Consider the following 20003-nt stretch of genomic DNA (forward strand, 5'->3'; position numbering starts at 1 on the left):
TAGCTAAAGGATTTTTCTATCAGTCTTATTATTTCTTTCTACGTTTCGTTAATCTACCAAGTACAAATGCACCAGCAGCAACACCAAGAACCGTATTTGTTTTCTTATTGAAAACCTGCTTAACCATAAGGTTCATATTTTGAGGTCGTTCTGCTAGACGACGCATGAAGTAACCATACCAATCATCACCAAATGGAACATAGGTGCAGAAATGATAGCCTTCTTTCGCTAATTCCAATTGCAATTCTTTACGGAACCCATATAGCATTTGGAATTCGAACTTGTCCAACGGAATATCGTTTTCTTTTACGAATTCTTTCACATGGTTAATAATATGGTGGTCATGCGTTGCAATCGATGTGAACTTACCACTTAATAAATGATACTCTATCAATTTTAGGAAGTTTTGGTCAATATCCTTTTTATCTTGAAACGCAACAGTTTCTGGTTCTTTATACGCCCCTTTTACAATTCGTAGCCGATAATCCTTATATCTTTCAATATTTTTAACAGATTCATAGAAATAAGCTTGAATAACCGTACCAATATTATCATAATCAACAGATAGTTCGTCAATTAAATCGAAAGAAGGCTTCAAGTGGTCGTAATCTTCCATGTCAAAGTTAATAAAAATATTATATTCATTTGCCTTGGAAGCGATTTCTTTTAAGTTCTCTTTACAGAAGTCATAATCAATATCAAGCCCAAGTTGGGTAGGCTTTAATGAAATATGTGCATCCACTTTATTTTCTTGGATAGCTTCAATAACAGCTAGAATTTGATTTTTTGCTTTCAAAGCTTCTTCTTTTTCCGTAACAAATTCACCTAAGTTATCTATCGTAGCAGAGATTCCATAACTGTTTAATTCTTTCACACTTTGAATCATCTCTTCAATATTAGTACCAGCTACAACGGATTGAGCCCCTAATTTTAAACCATATTTTTTTGCTGCATTGTTTAAAAACTGATTTTGTGACATCCCGATGAAGAAATCCTTCAAATTCATCATGCATACCTCATTTGCTATTATTTTTTCTTCTATTATATCGAATAATAGGATTTTCGTCACTTGTGGGATATTGTGTGCAATATATTACTGGGCTGGAATTTTTTGGTTAGCGTTAGATTGTCTTAACTTTGGCCGTGCTGATTTATACCATTCATTACATAAAATTATAATAATGATTAAGTCTACAAGGTCCCCACCATAATACATTAGCATTCCACCAATTTCAGCATCATGACGTAATACTCCAGTTGGTGGAAAGGCGTAAATATACTTAGCTAGAATTGCGTGGGATGATAGTGCAAGAACTAGTACTATTGAACGGAATAAGTAACTTATTCTATGTGCTATTGGATCGATATAAATAATAGAAGCAGTAAATAAATATCCCGCAAAAAATACATGTAGATGGATGAATAGGTAGAGAAGCGTATGTTCGTGCATTAGTGTGTATATATTTGTCGTATACAATAACCACAATCCGCCCATATTTAGTATTGATGTCACAATTGGATGCAGGAGAAGCTGAATCGGTTTTCTTCTTAAAAAGTAGGTTAGTCTTTTAGCAGTTTTAGTTGATAATGAACGGAAGAGCAATGTCATTGGTGCACTTAAAACTATTAGTAAAGGCGCAATCATTCCAAGGAGAAGATGACTGACCATATGGAATGAGAAACTTTCATGAGCTAATTTGGCTAAAGGCCCACTTGTTGCAATCACCAGGCAAAAGATACCCAATGTAAAAAGTATAAACCGATATAACGGCCAATTATTAAAACGTTTATTGGAATAAAGGACGGCAGATAGATAACCTATATATATGATAAAAAAAGCAATGGACATCAAGGTGGAGGCATTAGTTAGTTGCAGAGGATGCACATGACTCATATATCTTCACTTGCCCTTTTTTTCGATTTTAATAGTAATGCTATTCCGATAAAAATAAATACAGCGGCTAATAAATTCCAAATTACATCATATACGATAACATTATCCACATAACGAATCTGGTGAATACGCATGATTTTATGCTGGATGATGCCATCATATAGATTAAAGGAGCCAGAGCCAAGTAGTACACTTCCTTGCCAAAGGGGATATAAAAATGCATTTCTCCTTTTTAAGTCTGCTACTAAAAATAACCCTCCGACTGTCGCAAACCAACTAAATACATGAAAAATTCCGTCTGAAATGAGCCCTACACTAGTAGTCGATTTATCATAAAATTTATGCCAGTGTAATAATTGGTGGAAAATTGCTTCATCTAAAAACGCAACTAAACCTAAACCGAATAGAATTCCTGAAAGAATATTACGATTAAAATACATTACTTGTTTATTTTTTTTCATGACCTTATTCCTTTCGAATAGCTTACCAACAGTATCGACGGGAAATATTTCCTCTATTCATATAAAGGGATATTCTAATCCTAATAATTCTCAGATTCTACTTATTTTGTTCATTGTAGGGTAAAATGATAAGTTAGGAGATAAGAAATTCATGTCAACTAAAGGGGATTAACATATAATGTCTTTAAAAACTTTTTCTTCCATTGTAGAGGCATTCATAATAGCTATTATTGGAGGCGTTTTATTTAACTCGTTACATACCCCACTACCATGGGTACTGGGACCATTAACCTTCATTGTACTTTGGCAAGGTATCACTAAGCGTAAGGTATCTATTCCAAATTTCATTCGAGATTCAGGATTTATTATTCTAGGAATCTATTTTGGCTTGTACTTCACGAAAGAAACACTTCTTACGGTGATACCTTACTTACTTCCATATATACTGGTGACTTGCATTTTAATTGTTGCATGTATTGTACTTGGTACTTTAGTCACAAAATGGATTAAAGTTGATCAAGTAACGAGTGTGTTTTCTTGTATTCCTGGTGGATTATCGGAAATGGCAGTTGCGAGTGAATCGTTAAAAGCAAACCCTTCTTTAGTTGTTATTTTTCAAACAATCCGCTTGATTACCGTGTTATTCACTATTCCTTCTTTTATGGTATATGTACTTGGAAATGCTGGAACTGGTGGTTTTCAACGAGCATCTAGTGAAATTGTGATGGGGAGTGGGTGGAGCTATTTATGGTTTATAGTTCCAATTGCTGCTGCTATTTTACTACAAAATAAAATACCTGCTGGAATTATTATTGGTGCACTAGGTGTTACGGCTATAATGAATGTCAGTCCTATTGAACTTGCATCTGTACCTTCGGGTTTATTGAATGCTGGTCAAGTAGCGGTTGGTGCGAGCTTGGGAAAAAATATTTTGTTTCACGATTTGAAAATTGGTGGTAAGTATACGTTTGTGTATTTTGGTCTTTCTATTTTGATTATTGCCATAGCTTTTGGTTTAGGGGCCATACTTGCTACATTCACGTCATTAGACTATGCAACTGCATTACTTGGCATTGCACCTGGTGGATTTTTTGAAATGGTCTTAACTGCTTATAATGTTGGCGGGGATCCCGCTATCGTAAGTGCATTGCAGCTTACTAGAATATTATTAATCGTACTCCTAGTCCCTGTTTCACTGAAATGGTGGTTTACTAGACGTAGTGGGATAAAACAGATTGTTGAAAGTTAATGGATAGGTGTCAAGTACTAGAGGATTCCAAGTGCTTGACATCAATTTATTTTAATTAACAAAATATTATTTACAATTTAAATTGATTGTATTATGATGAACAATATGAAATAAACATACTGAATTAGGAAAGTTTTCTGTTATTTATCGATTAAATGACCATCTTAGAGAGACATCCAGATACCCCAATGTCTTTTAAAGATGGTTTTTTTGTCACGTTATGTAAGCGTCATCTAATCTATAAAACATTTTTATTAATATCCTAGTACATATAGGAATTAATATAATTATAAAATGGAGGGGAAAAAATGAAAAAGAGTCTATTTATTAGCTTATTTCTTTTACTACTATTAGTACTAAGTGCCTGTGGTGATAGTGCGGATGGATCTGCAGAGGATGCTTTAGATGGTGAATTTGTAACCGTTCTCACTGGTGGTTCTTCAGGGGTTTATTACCCTTTAGGTGGTGCAATGGCTAATATTTATCAAGATATGGGAGCTAATGCAAATAGCCAATCAACAGCAGCTTCCGCAGCTAATATTACAACCCTAAACCAAGGTGATGCTGAGCTTGGATTTTCGATGGGAGATGCAGCAGCTGATGGATATGAAGGTGTGGATAGCTTCGCAGAACAAGGTGCTCAAGAAAATATTCGTTCCATAGCTTCCCTATATCCGAACTTCCTTCAAATCGTTGCTACTGCTGAATCCGGTATTAAAACCGTTGAAGACTTAGCTGGTAAAAACATAGCGGTTGGAGCACCGGCATCAGGTACAGAAATTAGTGCAAAGCGTGTATTAGAAGCATATGGAATGAGCTATGACGATATAAATGAAGACTACTTATCTTTTGCTGAAGGTGTAGAGGGAATAAAGAACGGAACCATTGATGCGGTTGTTATTTCTTCAGGTTTACCGAATGCTGGGGTGATGGAACTACAAACAAGCCATGAAATAGTCGTCGTAGAAATTGCAGAAGAAAAAGTACTTAAAATGCAAGAAAAGTACCCTGCTTTCTTCCCAGCTACTGTTCCAGCTGATGTATATGAGCTAGAAAGTGATACCCCTACTATTGGAGTAAACAATGTGCTCCTAACACATAAAGATGTATCAGATGAAGTGGCATATGCTTTAACAAAAGGATTTTATGAAAATCTAGATACATTAAAGGAAACACATAGTGCTGCAAGTGATATTAATATCGATAACGCACTGAAAAATTTACCAGCTCCTTTACATCCAGGTGCAAAGAAATATTTTGATGAGCAAGGGATAACAGAATAAACACATTAAGAAGGAATTGGTATGCACAGAAAAGTAATCTATTTAGTAATTATTCTACTGATTGTTACTGGGATCTTTATGGTTCCAGTACAATCAGGTGTTTTACTTACGGACTTAGAAGGGAAACCGTACCATTTTTTTCAATGGGAAGGAAATACAATTACGATAGGATGGCGTCATTCGGTAGAGTTAACACCATGGCAAGAAACCTATACCATCAATCGTGATCACTCCTTATCATTTTTTGAGACGCTTTATCAATCATATGGAGCGGGCACTCCAGATACAGAAGGGGAAGTCGAATTTCTTTCTAACGGTTATGTTCGTGTTACGGATATAAAGCGAAATATACTTTTTTACTCACTTTATTATGTCCCCATCTCTAATTATTTCATTGCAGACGGGACAACATCGTATCCTTTAAAAAACTATGTTCCTGATTATAATCATGTTCAAATTTCTTATAAATCATTTACTATTTTTCAGTGGTTAAGGATGAAAATTATCTCTTAAGGAGGGATGGGCCAAATGAGTGAAGCGGTTAAACCAATAGAGGATTTAACATCAGAGGAACAGAAGAAACTTCTTGAGAAATTTGATACAGAATCTAGATTTCGTAATTTTAATATTGCGTGGATGGTTCGTCTTGTTACATTTATTGCAGTTGGTTTAGCACTATTTCATTTAATTACATCTTTTACTGGACCTCTAGTAACCTTGAAACATCGTGCTCTCCATACAGGTGTTATCTTAGTTTTAGTATTTTTACTTTACCCTTCACGCAAAAAAGCACCGCAACATCGTGCATCGGTAGTCGATTTTCTATTAGCTATTTTGTCTGTAGCAACCATTGGCTATATTTTTATTGATTATATGGGCATTGTAAACCGAGCGGGATTACCGAACACTAGTGACTTCTTATTTAGTTTATTAATTGTCATGCTGGTTCTTGAGGGGGGTCGACGTGTTGTTGGAATTGGTCTAACTGTGCTTAGTGCATTATTTTTACTCTATGCTTATTTCGGTCCATATCTTCCTAGAATTATTGCCCATCGAGGTTATTCGATTGAAGATATTACGACTTATATGTATTTAACAACGGAAGGAATATTCGGTACAGCAATCGGGGTATCGGCTACGTATATTTTTTTGTTTGTCCTGTTTGGGGCATTTTTAAATCGAACCGGATTAGGTCAGCTGTTTAATGATACTGCGATGGCAATGTCTGGTCATACAGCAGGTGGACCAGCTAAAGTATCGGTTATCTCAAGTGGGTTCCTTGGGTCAATTAATGGTTCTGCTATAGCTAACGTGGTAACGACAGGATCTTTTACGATTCCTTTAATGAAGCGTACTGGTTATTCGAAAGATTTTTCAGGTGCGGTCGAAGCAGCGGCTTCGGTTGGTGGTCAGGTTTTACCACCGGTTATGGGTGCTACTGCATTTATTATGGCGGAGACGTTAGGTATGAAATACAGCGAAATAGCTCTTGCTGCCATTTTACCTGGAATACTTTACTATTTGGGAGTTATAACGGTTGTTCATTTGCGTGCGAAAAAGCGTGGATTACGAGGGCTAACCCGTGACGAACTCCCTAGTTTGAAGGAAGTAATGCTGGAAAGAGGTCATTTATTAATACCTTTATTCGTTTTAATTTATTTGTTATTTAGTGGTAGAACACCGATTTTTGCGGCAGCATGGGCAATTATTATTACGATTGTTGTTGCTATGATAAGAAAGCAGACGCGGTTAAGTATTAAGGGGATTATCCATGCTTTAGAGGATGGGACTCGTAGTGCTGTTGGGGTAGCGATGGCCTGTGCTATGGTTGGAATTATAGTTGGGGTAGCATCATTAACAGGTTTTGGTTTAAAAATGACTTCAGCAATTCTTGTTTTAGGGCAAGATACGTTGATTTTAACGTTGTTCTTTACGATGATTGCTTCGATTATTCTTGGAATGGGGTTACCGTCCATTCCAACCTATATCATTACATCATCAATGGCTGCCCCTGCCTTGGTACAGTTTGGAATTGAACCATTTGTATCCCATATGTTTGTATTCTACTTCGGTATTTTAGCGAATTTAACACCACCTGTTGCATTAGCTGCTTTTGCTGGAGCGGGTATTTCAGGAGGAGATCCGAATCGAACCGGATTTATTTCATTAAAACTAGCTGCTGCAGGTGTGCTAGTCCCATATATCTTTGTATACTCACCAGAATTATTAATGCAAGGTACGAATGGCTGGGAAATTGCTTGGGTTGCGATTACGGCAGCGATTGGGATTATTGCATTAGGGGCAGGTCTTGAAGGGTATTTTATGGGTAACATGATATGGCCACTTAGAATTATTTCAATATTGGCAGCAGTAACATTAGTCATACCTGGTTCTCTAACCGATATAATTGGGCTTGGCTTACTATTATTAGTAGTAATCGCTCAATTCTTTGCTAAAAAGCGGGAATAAGATTCTTAAGGTGAAAACAACTTATCAGATTGGTTGAAGTTATGGGGTGCCTTATTGGCAGCCCCTGAATTTTACATAATGCAGGGAAGGGACAACGATGAAGCAGGCTAAAGCTCGGATTTCTGTTCCAAAGGATAAGGGAAAAGTAAAAAAAGTCGTCAGTTTGCTTATTGCAGCTGGCATTTTTATGTTGTTGTATTTTGGATTGCCAGATATTTTTTCCTACGAGGCAAGGGTTATGACTGCGGTTGTTAGCTTCGGTGTTGTGCTTTGGGCACTTGAACCTATTCCGATTGGGTTAACTGCATTATTAATTCTAGTATTAATGCTAATTCTTAATCTAGCTGATACATCAATCGTATACAGTGGTTTTGCTTCACCGGCCACTCATTTAGTGGTTGGAGGTATGATGATAGCCCGCGCTGTAAATGAAACAGCTCTTGTGAAAAGAGTAAGTTATTATATTGTGAAGAAATGGGGTGCGACGGCAAAGGGACTACTTGGAAGTATGATTGTAGTACAGCAAATACAAGCATTTTTCATTCCGTCCACAGCAGTAAGAACTACTTTAGTCATCCCGATTTCCACACTTATCGTTAACTCTATTGGCGCAAAGCCCGGAAGTAATTTACGGAAAATGATCATGCTTGGTATTGCGTTTGGTGGAAATATTAGTGGGACGGCAATATTAACTGCAGCGGTTGGAAATATTTTAACAGTAGAGCTGTTAATTCGATATGCAGGAATAAACATCACCTATTTTCAATGGTTTTTATATACACTTCCATTGTGGTTGATTTTAATTCCAGGGATTTGGATCTTATTGTATAAGTATTTTCCGTTAAAGGAAGAACAGAAAAGCTTTCCACATATTAAGGAAGAAATGGATTTAAAAATGAAGGAGCTCGGTGCAGTTAGTTTTAAAGAAATTCGCTGCCTAGTTATTTTGCTTTTCATTGTGGGGTTGTGGATTACCGAACCTTATCATGGATTACATCCTAGTGTACCAGCTTTAATTGGTGCTGTAGTTATGTCGTTACCAGGGGTAGGATTTGCTAAGTGGGAAAACGTAGTCAAAATAAACTATAATACTGTACTACTATTGAGTGTGACGTTATCGATGGGGTATGGATTAATCGACTCCGGAGCGGTAGATAGGATAGGAGAATATATTAGCGTTGGTTGGTTTTTGGAAAGTATACAAAATCCAGTAATAGCTGCCATATTTGTCATTATTCTTGCCCAAGTATTTCATAAGCTTGTTTCGAATGTATCGGCAGCGGTAGTGACTCTAATACCGATAATGATTAGTGTTGCTGAAAATGCTGGTGTAGATCCATTACCTTTGGCATTTATTGCAGGGGTTACGAGTTTGTTTGGATTTTTACTTGTCGTCAAAACGATGCCTAATTTAGTTGTCCATAGTACTGGGCTAATCGAACAACGTGATTTTTTAGTTCCAGGAATATTGGTCACAATCATGACGACAATTGCAACAATCTTCGTAGCATTAACATGGTGGCAATTTATCGGTTTAATCTAATAGATTAGGAGAGATAACATGTATGATTTTTTAATTGTTGGTGGCGGTATTGTAGGATTGTCTGTCGGTATGTCATTGCTAGAACAATACCCTGGGGCGAAGCTTGCAGTCTTAGAGAAGGAATCAGACGTTGCTAAGCATCAGACCGGACATAATAGTGGAGTTATTCACTCTGGCATCTATTACAAGCCTGGGAGTTATAAGGCACGATTTGCTAAGACAGGAAATGAAAGTATGCGTAAATTTTGTGAGGAGCATGACATCCCACATGATATTTGTGGAAAGATAATTGTGGCAACGAGTGAAGAGGAAATTCTAGAACTAGAAAAGCTATATAAACGTGCTTATCATAATGGGCTGGAGGCTACTTGGCTATCAAAAGAAGAGTTGAAAGAAAAAGAGCCACATGTAGCTGGTAAAGAGGGAATTTTTATCCCCTCCACCGGAATAGTAGACTTTGAGACTGTTTCACGAGTGATGGCATGGAAGATTCGTTCTCTTGGTGGGGAAGTTTTCACCGATACTGAGGTAATAGATTTAGATGAAAAGAATGAAGGAGTTTTCGTTGAGTCGAAAAGTAAAACGTTTCTTACTAAATTTCTAGTAAATTGTGCAGGTCTACATAGTGATCGAGTTGCTAGAATGGCAGGCTACCATGTGGATGTAAAAATATTTCCGTTTCGTGGGGAGTATTTTGAATTGAAGGAGGAAAAAAGATATTTAGTGAAAAATTTGATTTATCCTGTACCGAACCCTAATTTTCCATTTTTAGGTGTCCATGCAACTCGAATGATAGATGGAGCAGTAGAAGTCGGACCGAATGCTGTTTTAGGATTTAAACGGGAAGCATATTTGAAAACATCGTTCAATTTAAAGGACTTCAATGAAATTGTTTCATATCCCGGTTTTTGGAAACTAGGCTTAACTTACTTAAAAGAAGGTATAGAGGAAATCTCTAGGTCGGCTAGTAAAAAGCTATTTGTTGAAAACTTAAAAAGACTTCTTCCTTCTATAGAAGAAGATGATTTAATTCCTGCCCCAGCGGGTGTACGTGCCCAAGCATTAGGTAGTGATGGAAAACTATTTGATGATTTTTTTATCATTGGGGGAAAAAATAGTGTACATGTATGTAACGCACCATCTCCTGCAGCAACTTCTAGTTTGGAGATTGGAAAGGAAATTGCAAGAAGAATAAGCTATAGATATGATGTGTTATCATATTGAGCGAAATATGCTTAAGTAATCTCGTGCCATAAAAGGTACGAGATTTTTTTTGGACAAGAGAGGGGAATATGGTTATAAAAATGGGTGTTGACATTTGAAAGAAACAGGAGTATTTTTTCTATATACTTTAAATCTTAATAAATATACACCTTTTAGTCGCTGAATCTAATTACTTAGAGCGGGGGAACCAGATGGATAGCTTGATAGACTATCTAGTGGGGTGAATCTTACTATGTAAGAGGGGATACTCTCAATCCCTAATCCGACAGCTAACCCCGTAAGCGTTAATATTCGAGAGAAAGGTCAATATTATGACCATTCTATTTGATATGGTCTTTTTTTTATGGTGTAAGTGGAAAGAGAGGAAGTAATGAAAAAACAATTTGTTGTTATAGGCTTAGGTCAATTTGGGAGTAGCGTATGTAAACAACTATATCAGTTAGGTCATGATGTATTGGGGATAGATAATGATGAAGATAATGTAAAAACGAATTCTAATAATGCGTCTCATCTAGTCGTCGCAAATGCAACAGATGAAGATAAACTAAAGGCGCTAGGAGTTAGGAATTTTGATTATGCCATTGTTGCGATTGGAGAAAAAATCCAACCGAGTATCCTCTGTACTTTAATTTTAAAGGATATTGGCGTTAAGAATGTATGGGTAAAAGCGCAAAACGTTCAGCATAAGAAGGTGCTAGAAAAAGTTGGAGCAGATAGAATAATAAATCCAGAAGAAGAAATGGGTATTCGGATTGCAAATCAACTAGATTCAGATAAAATAATCGATTATATCGGTCTTTCTAAGGATTACAGTATTTTAGAGTTAAAAGCTACAAGTAAAATATCCAATAAAAGTTTAATACAATTAGATATTCGAGCGAAATATGGTTGTACTATTTTAGCGCTAAAAAGGGGAGAAGATGTTAATGTATCTCCTTTACCAGACGATTTGATCCTTGAAGGGGATGTAATGGTTGTTATGGGAGACAATAAGAGTCTAAAACGGTTTGAAGAAAAGGCGATGTAGGTTAGTAGTGCTAGCTAGGGGAGAAAAACATGATAAAAATACCGAAAACAAAAGAATTTAGTCCTGCACAAATAATTGTAATGTTTTATGTAGTAGCCGTATTTGTCTCTGTTTGTTTGCTTAGCTTACCTATTACAGTAAAATCAGGAGTAGAATGGTCTTTTTTAAATATTTTATTTACCGCAGTTAGTGCAGTAAGTGTTACTGGATTGTCAGTAGTAAACGTTGCGGATACGTTTAGTATACCAGGGGTTTTTATTTTACTTTTTATTCTACAGTTTGGTGGCATTGGTATAATGACTCTAGGTACCTTCTTTTGGCTATTAATTGGTAAGAAGATAGGTCTAAAAGAGAGAAGATTAATAGGAACAGATCAAAACCAATTCCATCTATCAGGATTAGTTAACTTGATGAAGCAAATATTAGTATTAATTCTTTTAATTGAGTTTGTAGGAGCGATTATTTTAGGTACTTACTTTTTAAATTATTTTCCTACGTGGCAGGAGGCTTATTTACAAGGGTTATTTGCATCCGTAAGTGCAACAACGAACGCTGGATTTGATATTACGGGAAATTCTCTAATACCTTTTGCTCAAGATTATTTTGTCCAAATGATAAATATTATTCTGTTGACATTAGGAGCAATTGGTTTTCCTGTGCTTATTGAAGTAAAGAATTTTATTAAAAATAGTAAAAGCAATCATTCATTTAGATTTTCTTTATATACAAAGTTAACGACTATAACGTTTTTTGCGTTAATGGCTTTTGGTACAATTGTCATTCTCTTATTTGAAGCGAACCACTATTTTGCTGATAAAAGCTGGCATGAATCCTTTTTCTATGCACTGTTTCAATCTTCTACGACTAGAAATGGTGGATTAGCGACAATGGATGTCAGTCTCTTTACTTATCCGACATTGCTTGTCTTATGCTTTTTAATGTTTATTGGTGCTTCACCTAGTTCTGTTGGTGGTGGAATAAGAACTACGACATTTGCTGTTATTCTTTTGTTAATTTTTTCATTTGCGAAGGGGAGGAAACATGTAAAGGTGTTTGGCAGAGAAATACATGAGGATGATATAAGAAAATCCGTTGTCGTTAGTTTCCTTGCGTTTATTATTTGCTTCATTGGCATCGTCATATTATCTGTTACGGAGAACTTCTCCTTAATGCAAATTGTTTTCGAGGCAAGTTCTGCATTTGGTACGACAGGATTGTCAATGGGAATAACACCAGAGCTTAGTTCAATTGGTAAGATAGTTATTATAGCGCTTATGTTTATTGGAAGAATAGGTATATTATCGTTTATATTTATTTTCCATGGAGATGAGAAAAATGATTTAAATTATCAATATCCTACTGAGAGGATTATTGTAGGGTAATAAATTTAATAGATGATAAAAAGAGAAGTTATCAGGGAATAACTTCTCTTTTTTTATCTTTTTATAATGCCTTCACTAATCCACCGTCTACTAAGAGTGTCTGTCCTGTTACATATGTATTTGCACTAGAGCATAGGAAAACAGCTTGTTTTGCGAATTCTACAGGATTGCCGTACCGGCCCATTGGAATGCTTTTTTCGGTTGATGCCTTCACTTCATCGTAAGTTACCCCGAGCTTTTCTGCACGAATGGTGTCTAATTCGTGCACTCGTTCTGTTGCAATTCTACCAGGTCCAATTGTATTTATTAAAATATTGTCTTTTGCAAGTTCTTGCGATAAACTTTTCGCAAGACCAACAACTCCTGCGCGAAAAGTGTTCGAGAGAATTAAGTTATCTAAAGTTTGCTTAATAGATGATGATGTGAAGTTGATGATATGACCACGATTCTGTTGTTTCATATATGGAAGTACTTCACGAATAGCTCTTACATAACTAAGAAGATTTAATTCAAAGGCGTTTTGCCACGCATCATCATCGAAATCTTCAAATCCACCAGCAGGCGGACCGCCGGCATTGTTAACAAGCACATCTACTGTGCCATATTTCTCAACAGCAAATTGTATTAATGTCTTAATATCTTGTGGATTTGTAACATCACAGGTTTTATAGGATACATTTTGGTTAGATGTATTCTCTTGAATCTCTCTAGTGGTAGCAATTAAATCATCCTCTTTACGACTGGAGATGACTACATGTGCCCCTTCTGCTGCAAACTGTAAAGCAGTTGCCTTTCCTAATCCTTTACTTGCAGCCATTACTATCACGGATTTTCCTTTTAATCCAAGATCCATATGTATTACCTCCCAGTATTGCGATTACATAAATTATATCATAGCAAAAGCAGACCTACGTAAATAAATTTAATTTTAGGAAGAAACTGAAATTAGAACGAAATAAAAAATCGGTGTCATGCACCGATTTTTTTACTGTTTCTTAAAATTACTTCCGTTACTTCTAGCTCTAAGTTTAGCTAGAAGGTCCGCTGTCTTCTCCTTGGTAGCTTGTTCTTCTTCATGATCGATTCCTGCTATTTTATAAATACCATTAGAATTTTCCACTTTAAATACCGTGTTAACTTCACTACCCTCAGGAAGTTCATCATTTGAAATAATAAGTTCTGCTTTTTCTTCTTCAATTAAAATAACAGCTTGGTTATCTTCAAATCGGTCTAGTACACCTTTCATTATTTTCCCTCCGAACAATTAATTAACACATGCAATTCCTTGGGCTTCGATATCCCTCATTCTAGCATCACCTATTCCTTTTATACGGGTTAAATCTTTCACAGAAGTAAATGGTCTTAAGTTAATCAAGTCTTGCGCTCGTTCTGGACCAACATGGATAATACTTTGTACTTCTTCAACCGATGCGGTGTTAATAAATACACAGCTAGAATTTACTTTGGAATCTGTATTAGTTGAATCGGAACTGTTAGAGTTTGATTTGGAATTAGTACCACCATTTGAGTTACTACTTGACGTGCTTTTTGGTGTAACAGTTCCATTATTCTTCGTTTTAATGGAATAGTTAAATCCGTCAGTTGTCACAATGATTGTCCCATGAACATCAGTACCATATAATTCTATGTCGGCATTGCTGATGAGTAAAACTACTTCTTGATGTGGATGTCCATAGCTATTATCAGCTCCTGCACTATATATGGCAACTTCAGGGCTTACCGCATTAATAAAGGATGGGTCACTGGAAGTACGTGAACCATGGTGACCTAACTGTAAAATATTTGCATCTAGTTCTATCCCAGAATTCATCATCCGTTTTTCAGCATTTCTATCAGCATCTCCAGTAAACAGGAAGGTAACTTCACCATATGTAAAAAGAACTGAGATGGACTCTTCATTAGACTTACCTGTAATGGATAGTGGATAGAGCACTTTTAAATTCATCGGTCCTATATCATATTCTTCCCCAGAGCGTGGCTCAATATAGTTCGTACCATGGTTGTATATCGCTTCAAGCGCAAGTTGAAATGTATTAGAAGTACTTTCATTCCCGGATAACCAAACCTCTGTAACTTCGAAACTGTTAATCACATCACCAAGTTGTCCTATGTGATCTGCATCAGGGTGGCTACCGATAACAAGGTCTAGCTTAGATACACCTTGAGACTGAAGGTAATTAACTACTTCATTTCCACGCCAATCACCAGCATCGAATAGGATATTGTGATCACCATATTGAAATAGTGTAGCATCTGCTTGGCCTACATCGATATAGTGAACCTTTAACTCTGGTAAAATAGCCGTTTGATTGGAACTTTCATCTTTATCTGTTTTTTCCTTTTTCTCTTCAAATATTGGATTATCAGAAGCAGAATTTTCTTCTTTTGTAATGTCGGTTTGCGTTTCTTCTATATCAACTTCCGACGTGAAATCACCACTCGTTTTCTGATCTACACTTTGTCCACATGCCACAAGGAAGATAGATAGAAACAAGGATAATATGAGTTTTTTGTACAAGTATACTCCCCCAACTATTTTATTAAATCCGTACTTAAATCCTAACAAAACGAAGTAAGGAAATCTAGAGTCATGAGCCTTGAGATAGAGTGGAGTGCCACTATATTTGATAAATATCTATTTTTCTCTATTTCTACTGCAAGAAAATTCCCTTTTTCCATTATAAAAATTTAGTTTTATCCTAAATAAGGCTATAAAACTGATTTTTGATAAGATGCTTTTCCTCTTCCTTCTTGGCATACTTGATGGAAGGAGGAGTAAAAATGAAGAAATTATTAAAATGGAAAATAGAAATTATCTTAGTATTTCTTATTCTCATAGGTAATGGAATAGCATCCATTTTCGCGGAAAAAATAGCGATTAAAGTGGAGCGTCAAACGGTTGAATTACACGTGACGGGCGTAGTGGACAGAGTGGAAGATGGAGAAATAGCCGTTATAATAGTAGAAGAACTGCAACTAGAACTCTATGTGCATGTAACTGAATTTGAAGTAGATATAAAGCCAAATTTATGGGTTAATATCACGCTTTCTGAAGGTAATATAAAAGATATCTCAGTTAACTTATCGAAAACAATGGAGGAAAAGGAAAATATGAAGAAACTATTAGAATTAATAAAGCAGTGAAATGAAAAATGGTAGCTCTTCTATTGGAGCTACCATTTTTAATGTATCGGACTTTTAAACTTACTACCGTGTGCTTCTTGAGCATCGATTATTGTAATAAACGCTTTTGAATCGGTATCATAAACAATTGATTTTAGCTTTGCAATTTCTAAACGAGTTAAGACGACAAAAATAACTTCCTTATCATCTTCTTTGTACCCACCTTTACCATAAAGCTTCGTAATCATACGACCTAATCGTTCTTGTATAGCTTCGCCTACTTCTTCATATTCATTGGTAACAATAACAGCTGCTTTCGTATCACCAGTAAGTCCTTGGCCTACAAGGTCTATTGCTTTTGAAGCAATAAAGTACGTAAAAATAGAAAACATGGCTTGTTCCCATCCAAGAACAAATCCTGCCCAACCGAAAATGAAAATGTTAAAGAACATAACAAATTCACCAACAGAGAAAGGGAACTTTCTTGAGAGGAGAATTCCTAGAATCTCAGTGCCATCTAAAGCTCCACCATTACGAATTACGATACCGACTCCGATACCAAGAATTAGACCTCCAAAGACGGTCGCTAGTAACGGTTCCTCTGTTAATGCTGGAACATGGTGTAAGGTTGGTTCAATAAGTGCTAAGGAAATAATGCTGAAGAGTGAAGCAATAACAAAGCTTTTTCCAATATACTTGTAGCCCGCTATTAAGAAAGGTAGGTTAATAATGAGAATAAGGATACCAAAATTAAGTCCTGTAAGGTGGTTTGTAAGTAAGGAAATACCAATAACCCCACCATCAATAATAGTATTTGGTACTAAGAATAGCTCGAGTGCGACGGCTGCTAATGATGCCCCAATAATCATCATGACGTAGCGACTAATAATACTACGAATGGATTCTTTTTTATGTTGTTTTCTCACTTCGTACACCTTCTTCAATAATTTTTAAAAAATGGTACTTTTATATTATACATGAAATAACCATATTATGTTGTGTTAAAGTAATAGTATTCATACTGGGAGAGGATTGATGGAGGTGTCAAAATGGATGTTTGGTATGCAAGTTATGGGTCCAATTTATTAAAAGAAAGATTTTTAGCCTATATTTACGGCGGAATGCCACTAGGCTCTGATCGTTCGGAACAGGGGGCTAGAGACAAAACACCCCCGAAATCGGATGAGAGAATTGATATGCCATTCCCACTTTACTTTTCAAAAAATAAAAGTAAATGGGGAAAAGGAGGAGTTGCCTTTATTGGAACAGATTCCTCTCCAAAAGTAAATACAATAGGTAGAATGTATTTAATTACTGAAGAACAGTTCTTAGATGTTGTTTCACAAGAAAACGGTGGGATGGATATGAGCCTAAATCTGGATGAGGTCCAAGAAAAAGGGTTTGTAGATATTCATGATGGATGGTATAACCGCATCGTGTATGTCGGAGAAAGGTACGGGGCACCTATATTTACATTTACGAGTAGTCATTCACTATATCATGTATTTTTCACAACACCTTCTGTTGCATATTTATCGGTTATAACCAAGGGGTTATTGGAAATTGGACTTACACTTAATGAAGCAATCGAATATTTACTCCTTAAAAAAGGCATAGATGGGGAGTTTACAAGGGATTCTTTGAGGGATTATTTAGGTTGGGATTGATGGTGGTTGGGAACTATGAAAGATAAATAGCATACAAATCGATTTTGATTTGTATGCTATTTTTACTACAACAAGTCTATAGCCTAACATTTATTTTAGAATTCTTATCTCCCTTGTAATAGAAAATACCTTCTAAAATTTGTGTATCAGGGAACTCTAGGTTATCCCAATAGTATTTTAATGCTTGGTCACGATCTACGATTTTATTCAGGTTTTGTAATGCTAGTATGGAATTGACATTTAAATCGTAGCCAGCATCTAGATAAGTAAGGAAAAGCTTTAACTTCTCCATGGTCAGTTTGTTTTTCTCCTGAAATAATGCTGGATATAAAACAGAGCGATAGTTATGTAGTTTAGGAATGGTAGCAATCGTGTTAATAAGGTGAAGGCAACCGTGTTTCAAAGCAAGATCCTTATATTTTTCGGGTATTGTAGAATCAAATATTAGCTGGTAAACATCTTGTTTCGTACATCCGGTGTGCTCACAAATACTTTTTATATTGTTATTTGTTTCATGGAGCAGCAGTTTAATATATTCATACTTTAATTTGAAATTTACTTTTTCTTGCATACAGGACTGAAATAATCGGTATGTCCACTGAAGCTGGGTTATGTTTGGGTTATTTGTAACGTATACTGGGATTTTAAAATGTAAGCCTTTTGATTTTAGTTTATTATAGGCTTCAATGCCCTCAGAAAGTAATAAGTCATTTTGTTTGTTTCGAATAATGTGGATGTAAGGCATGCTGGTTTTTGTATATTTATGATAAGAGTAACGAGAAACAGGGGTTGTTGTCTTATGTCTTGCTTTAATTTTTTGCAGTGGAACCCATTCAATTTTAATAATGTCCAATTGACTCAGTCCCTTCCCGGTTGTTTGTAAAGGGTATGAATGAGATAAATTGTCCTATACCAATGTTATAAATTTGTAATAACAGATAGTTTCCCTTTTTCTAAATAGCAGAATGTGAACAATCCTCTACCTATTTGAATATTCTTGCACCATAAATAATCCCGATGTTGGATTTTGGCTTCCAGCATCGGGATCAGATCATTTTACATATATAGAGTCTATAATTGTTCGTTTAAATGGTTTACCTGTTTTAGTCAGACCTTCTATCTGAATTGTAACGTTATAGACTTCGTTTTGAGTATTAAAGGTAATAGACTCAGATAAGTTTTTGCTCCTTTTTGAAGTATAGATTTTTGTATTTGTTGGTTTATTGGACTGAGTAACTTGGTATGTAGCTTTAAGTGATGTTTCCTGTACATTTTCTTTATTCGCAAATAATTCGTAGGTCATTTTATTCCCATTTACGATTCTATTATTGGAGCTAAAGTCTAACTTCGTTGGTGAATCAAATGTAGCAACGACTAAATATGCATCCGCTTCTTTTGTTGTTAATATTAATTTCCATTCACCACTTTCCGGTTGTTTGAGTGAGATGGCGTTTTGCATGGCTCCTAAGAATATTCCATCATCTATTTTCGAAGATTGGATGTATGGCGAAGATACATTTCCTGATGGTGAGACGAGTTTAATAGTTGAAGGGTCAGTAGATGTCATGATATTTAGGTTAAGTTCCTTTACGTCATCTTCAACTGTAATCGGGATTTCAGTATCTTTATTGGCAAGTAATGGCCCTCCATCAACCCATTGGTTATAATTCGTTGAATTTAAATCGGTGGAATCCTCTGCATTAGTAATCGAGCTAGGGTAAGTGCCAGTTGCTAAATAATTTTCAAAAACGGAAAATGTTATACCAGTCCTAATTGAAGTATGGTTCCAGTCCCCTATCGCGAGCTGATGTCCACCTGGTAAACTACTGCTTGTAGTTGTTACAACACCATCATTTGATCCATATTGCGATAAATATACTCCCCCGAACCAAGTAGAGGAAAAAGCAGATCCCCAGCTTGTTCCACCTAATGTATAGTAATCATTATAGTAAGCCCTTGGTTGGGTATCAGTTTGACTTCGATAGTCAGCCATGTAGCCCATTTGCATGGCATACGTTCCATCTCCCTGTGCACCTAAAAGATCAGCTAACCAACCAGCTCCAGAGCTATAAGCTAGATCAGCTAACTGTGAACCATGGTGTGGACTAGATAAAGTGATGACATTATCAACATACTGCCAAGCCCCATAGTAAGTTAACGCCGTTTGAGTATCTACTCCACCTTTGCTATAGGCGATAATGGTAATTGGTTTTCCACCAAAGTGATTCGAGATTTCTGCTATTTTTTCAGCGAGCAACTGTCCATTATTCCACATATCGGCAGAAGCACCACCAGCATCATATAATTGAATGAACGCGGTTTGGTAGCCAGCATTATATGCCGTTTGGTACATATCATTATCTTCCCAAAAGACTTGCGCGACATTGTTTAATCCTGGGACAAAAAGAAGAACTGGGGCAGTTGGATTTAAGTTTGGTGGGGTAGTACCATAAAAAATCTCTCCAGGTGTTTCTGTATTACCGTTATTTGCTTTACCTGTAGTAGTGAAATTTGGTTCAGATTTAGTGATTGGTTCGGGGGCAGGAATACTTTTAGTAAGGTCCGTTTCAGCAGAAGCGGAAAAAGGAAACGCAAGCCCAAAAATTAGCATAGTCATCATAAAAATAGCCGATATTTTTTTAGTCATTTTGTTCCTCCTC

Annotated in this window: 19 protein-coding genes and 1 riboswitch; of the genes, 10 read left to right on the forward strand and 9 right to left on the reverse strand. The window is 36.1% G+C overall.

Annotated elements, in window-relative coordinates:
* Positions 1 to 28: 28 nt before the first annotated feature.
* The 3 genes from AB1K81_RS12430 to AB1K81_RS12440 all read right to left on the reverse strand — a co-directional run bounded on the left by AB1K81_RS12430 (position 29) and on the right by AB1K81_RS12440 (position 2355).
* The gene (locus AB1K81_RS12430) at positions 29 to 1006 is read right to left on the reverse strand and encodes a proline dehydrogenase family protein (RefSeq protein ID WP_412977373.1); all 978 of its coding nucleotides are present in this window, start codon (positions 1004 to 1006) and stop codon (positions 29 to 31) included.
* An 87-nt stretch (positions 1007 to 1093) separates the two neighbouring features.
* A complete protein-coding gene (locus AB1K81_RS12435; RefSeq protein WP_412976971.1) occupies positions 1094 to 1894 on the reverse strand; it encodes a cytochrome c oxidase assembly protein in 801 nt (266 codons plus the stop codon).
* On the reverse strand, positions 1891 to 2355 hold the full coding sequence (locus AB1K81_RS12440; RefSeq protein ID WP_412976972.1) for a DUF2243 domain-containing protein: 465 nt from the start codon (positions 2353 to 2355) through the stop codon (positions 1891 to 1893). The genes AB1K81_RS12435 and AB1K81_RS12440 overlap by 4 nt, the downstream gene beginning before the upstream one ends.
* 178 nt (positions 2356 to 2533) lie before the next feature.
* Between AB1K81_RS12440 and AB1K81_RS12445 the strand changes: the two genes are divergently transcribed.
* The 8 genes from AB1K81_RS12445 to AB1K81_RS12480 all read left to right on the forward strand — a co-directional run bounded on the left by AB1K81_RS12445 (position 2534) and on the right by AB1K81_RS12480 (position 12532).
* The gene (locus tag AB1K81_RS12445; protein ID WP_412976973.1) at positions 2534 to 3604 is read left to right on the forward strand and encodes an AbrB family transcriptional regulator; all 1071 of its coding nucleotides are present in this window, start codon (positions 2534 to 2536) and stop codon (positions 3602 to 3604) included.
* 308 nt (positions 3605 to 3912) lie between these two features.
* A complete protein-coding gene (locus AB1K81_RS12450) occupies positions 3913 to 4887 on the forward strand; it encodes a TAXI family TRAP transporter solute-binding subunit (RefSeq protein ID WP_412976974.1) in 975 nt (324 codons plus the stop codon).
* A gap of 21 nt (positions 4888 to 4908) precedes the next feature.
* Positions 4909 to 5400 (forward strand): DUF1850 domain-containing protein, encoded by a 492-nt coding sequence (locus AB1K81_RS12455; protein ID WP_412976975.1) that lies wholly within the window; start codon positions 4909 to 4911, stop codon positions 5398 to 5400.
* Positions 5401 to 5415: 15 nt separating this feature from the next.
* The gene (locus AB1K81_RS12460) at positions 5416 to 7356 is read left to right on the forward strand and encodes a TRAP transporter permease (protein WP_412976976.1); all 1941 of its coding nucleotides are present in this window, start codon (positions 5416 to 5418) and stop codon (positions 7354 to 7356) included.
* Between the two features lie 97 nt (positions 7357 to 7453).
* On the forward strand, positions 7454 to 8899 hold the full coding sequence (locus AB1K81_RS12465) for an SLC13 family permease (RefSeq protein ID WP_412976977.1): 1446 nt from the start codon (positions 7454 to 7456) through the stop codon (positions 8897 to 8899).
* An 18-nt stretch (positions 8900 to 8917) separates the two neighbouring features.
* Complete coding sequence (lhgO, locus tag AB1K81_RS12470) at positions 8918 to 10123, forward strand: L-2-hydroxyglutarate oxidase (protein WP_412976978.1); 1206 nt, start codon at positions 8918 to 8920, stop codon at positions 10121 to 10123.
* A 147-nt stretch (positions 10124 to 10270) separates the two neighbouring features.
* Positions 10271 to 10422, forward strand: a riboswitch (cyclic di-AMP (ydaO/yuaA leader).
* Positions 10423 to 10493: 71 nt separating this feature from the next.
* Entirely contained in the window at positions 10494 to 11150 is a 657-nt protein-coding gene (locus AB1K81_RS12475; protein WP_412976979.1) for a potassium channel family protein, read from the forward strand.
* Positions 11151 to 11179: 29 nt separating this feature from the next.
* Positions 11180 to 12532: a TrkH family potassium uptake protein gene (locus AB1K81_RS12480; protein ID WP_412976980.1), complete on the forward strand. Its 1353-nt coding sequence runs from the start codon at positions 11180 to 11182 to the stop codon at positions 12530 to 12532.
* A 61-nt stretch (positions 12533 to 12593) separates the two neighbouring features.
* On the opposite strand, the gene AB1K81_RS12485 is transcribed toward AB1K81_RS12480, so the two are convergent.
* The 3 genes from AB1K81_RS12485 to AB1K81_RS12495 all read right to left on the reverse strand — a co-directional run bounded on the left by AB1K81_RS12485 (position 12594) and on the right by AB1K81_RS12495 (position 15071).
* The gene (locus AB1K81_RS12485) at positions 12594 to 13385 is read right to left on the reverse strand and encodes an SDR family oxidoreductase (RefSeq protein WP_412976981.1); all 792 of its coding nucleotides are present in this window, start codon (positions 13383 to 13385) and stop codon (positions 12594 to 12596) included.
* Between the two features lie 132 nt (positions 13386 to 13517).
* Positions 13518 to 13778, reverse strand: a complete 261-nt coding sequence (locus tag AB1K81_RS12490) for a DUF3006 domain-containing protein (RefSeq protein WP_412976982.1) — start codon at positions 13776 to 13778, stop codon at positions 13518 to 13520.
* An 18-nt stretch (positions 13779 to 13796) separates the two neighbouring features.
* Complete coding sequence (locus tag AB1K81_RS12495; protein ID WP_412976983.1) at positions 13797 to 15071, reverse strand: MBL fold metallo-hydrolase; 1275 nt, start codon at positions 15069 to 15071, stop codon at positions 13797 to 13799.
* 263 nt (positions 15072 to 15334) lie between these two features.
* Between AB1K81_RS12495 and AB1K81_RS12500 the strand changes: the two genes are divergently transcribed.
* On the forward strand, positions 15335 to 15697 hold the full coding sequence (locus AB1K81_RS12500) for a DUF3006 family protein (protein WP_412976984.1): 363 nt from the start codon (positions 15335 to 15337) through the stop codon (positions 15695 to 15697).
* Positions 15698 to 15735: 38 nt separating this feature from the next.
* On the opposite strand, the gene AB1K81_RS12505 is transcribed toward AB1K81_RS12500, so the two are convergent.
* Positions 15736 to 16548 carry a YitT family protein gene (locus AB1K81_RS12505; RefSeq protein WP_412977374.1) on the reverse strand — a complete coding sequence of 271 codons (813 nt, stop codon included), beginning with the start codon at positions 16546 to 16548 and terminating at the stop codon, positions 15736 to 15738.
* Between the two features lie 177 nt (positions 16549 to 16725).
* Here AB1K81_RS12505 and AB1K81_RS12510 point away from each other — a divergent pair, with 177 nt between their 5' ends.
* Positions 16726 to 17343: a hypothetical protein gene (locus AB1K81_RS12510; protein ID WP_412976985.1), complete on the forward strand. Its 618-nt coding sequence runs from the start codon at positions 16726 to 16728 to the stop codon at positions 17341 to 17343.
* A gap of 76 nt (positions 17344 to 17419) precedes the next feature.
* On the opposite strand, the gene AB1K81_RS12515 is transcribed toward AB1K81_RS12510, so the two are convergent.
* Positions 17420 to 18196 (reverse strand): hypothetical protein, encoded by a 777-nt coding sequence (locus AB1K81_RS12515; protein ID WP_412976986.1) that lies wholly within the window; start codon positions 18194 to 18196, stop codon positions 17420 to 17422.
* Between the two features lie 198 nt (positions 18197 to 18394).
* Positions 18395 to 19990 (reverse strand): esterase/lipase family protein, encoded by a 1596-nt coding sequence (locus AB1K81_RS12520; protein ID WP_412976987.1) that lies wholly within the window; start codon positions 19988 to 19990, stop codon positions 18395 to 18397.
* Positions 19991 to 20003: the final 13 nt, after the last annotated feature.

Origin of the sequence: Ornithinibacillus jepli (assembly GCF_047228935.1) — a bacterium.
Taxonomy (GTDB): Bacteria; Bacillota; Bacilli; order Bacillales; family Amphibacillaceae; genus Ornithinibacillus.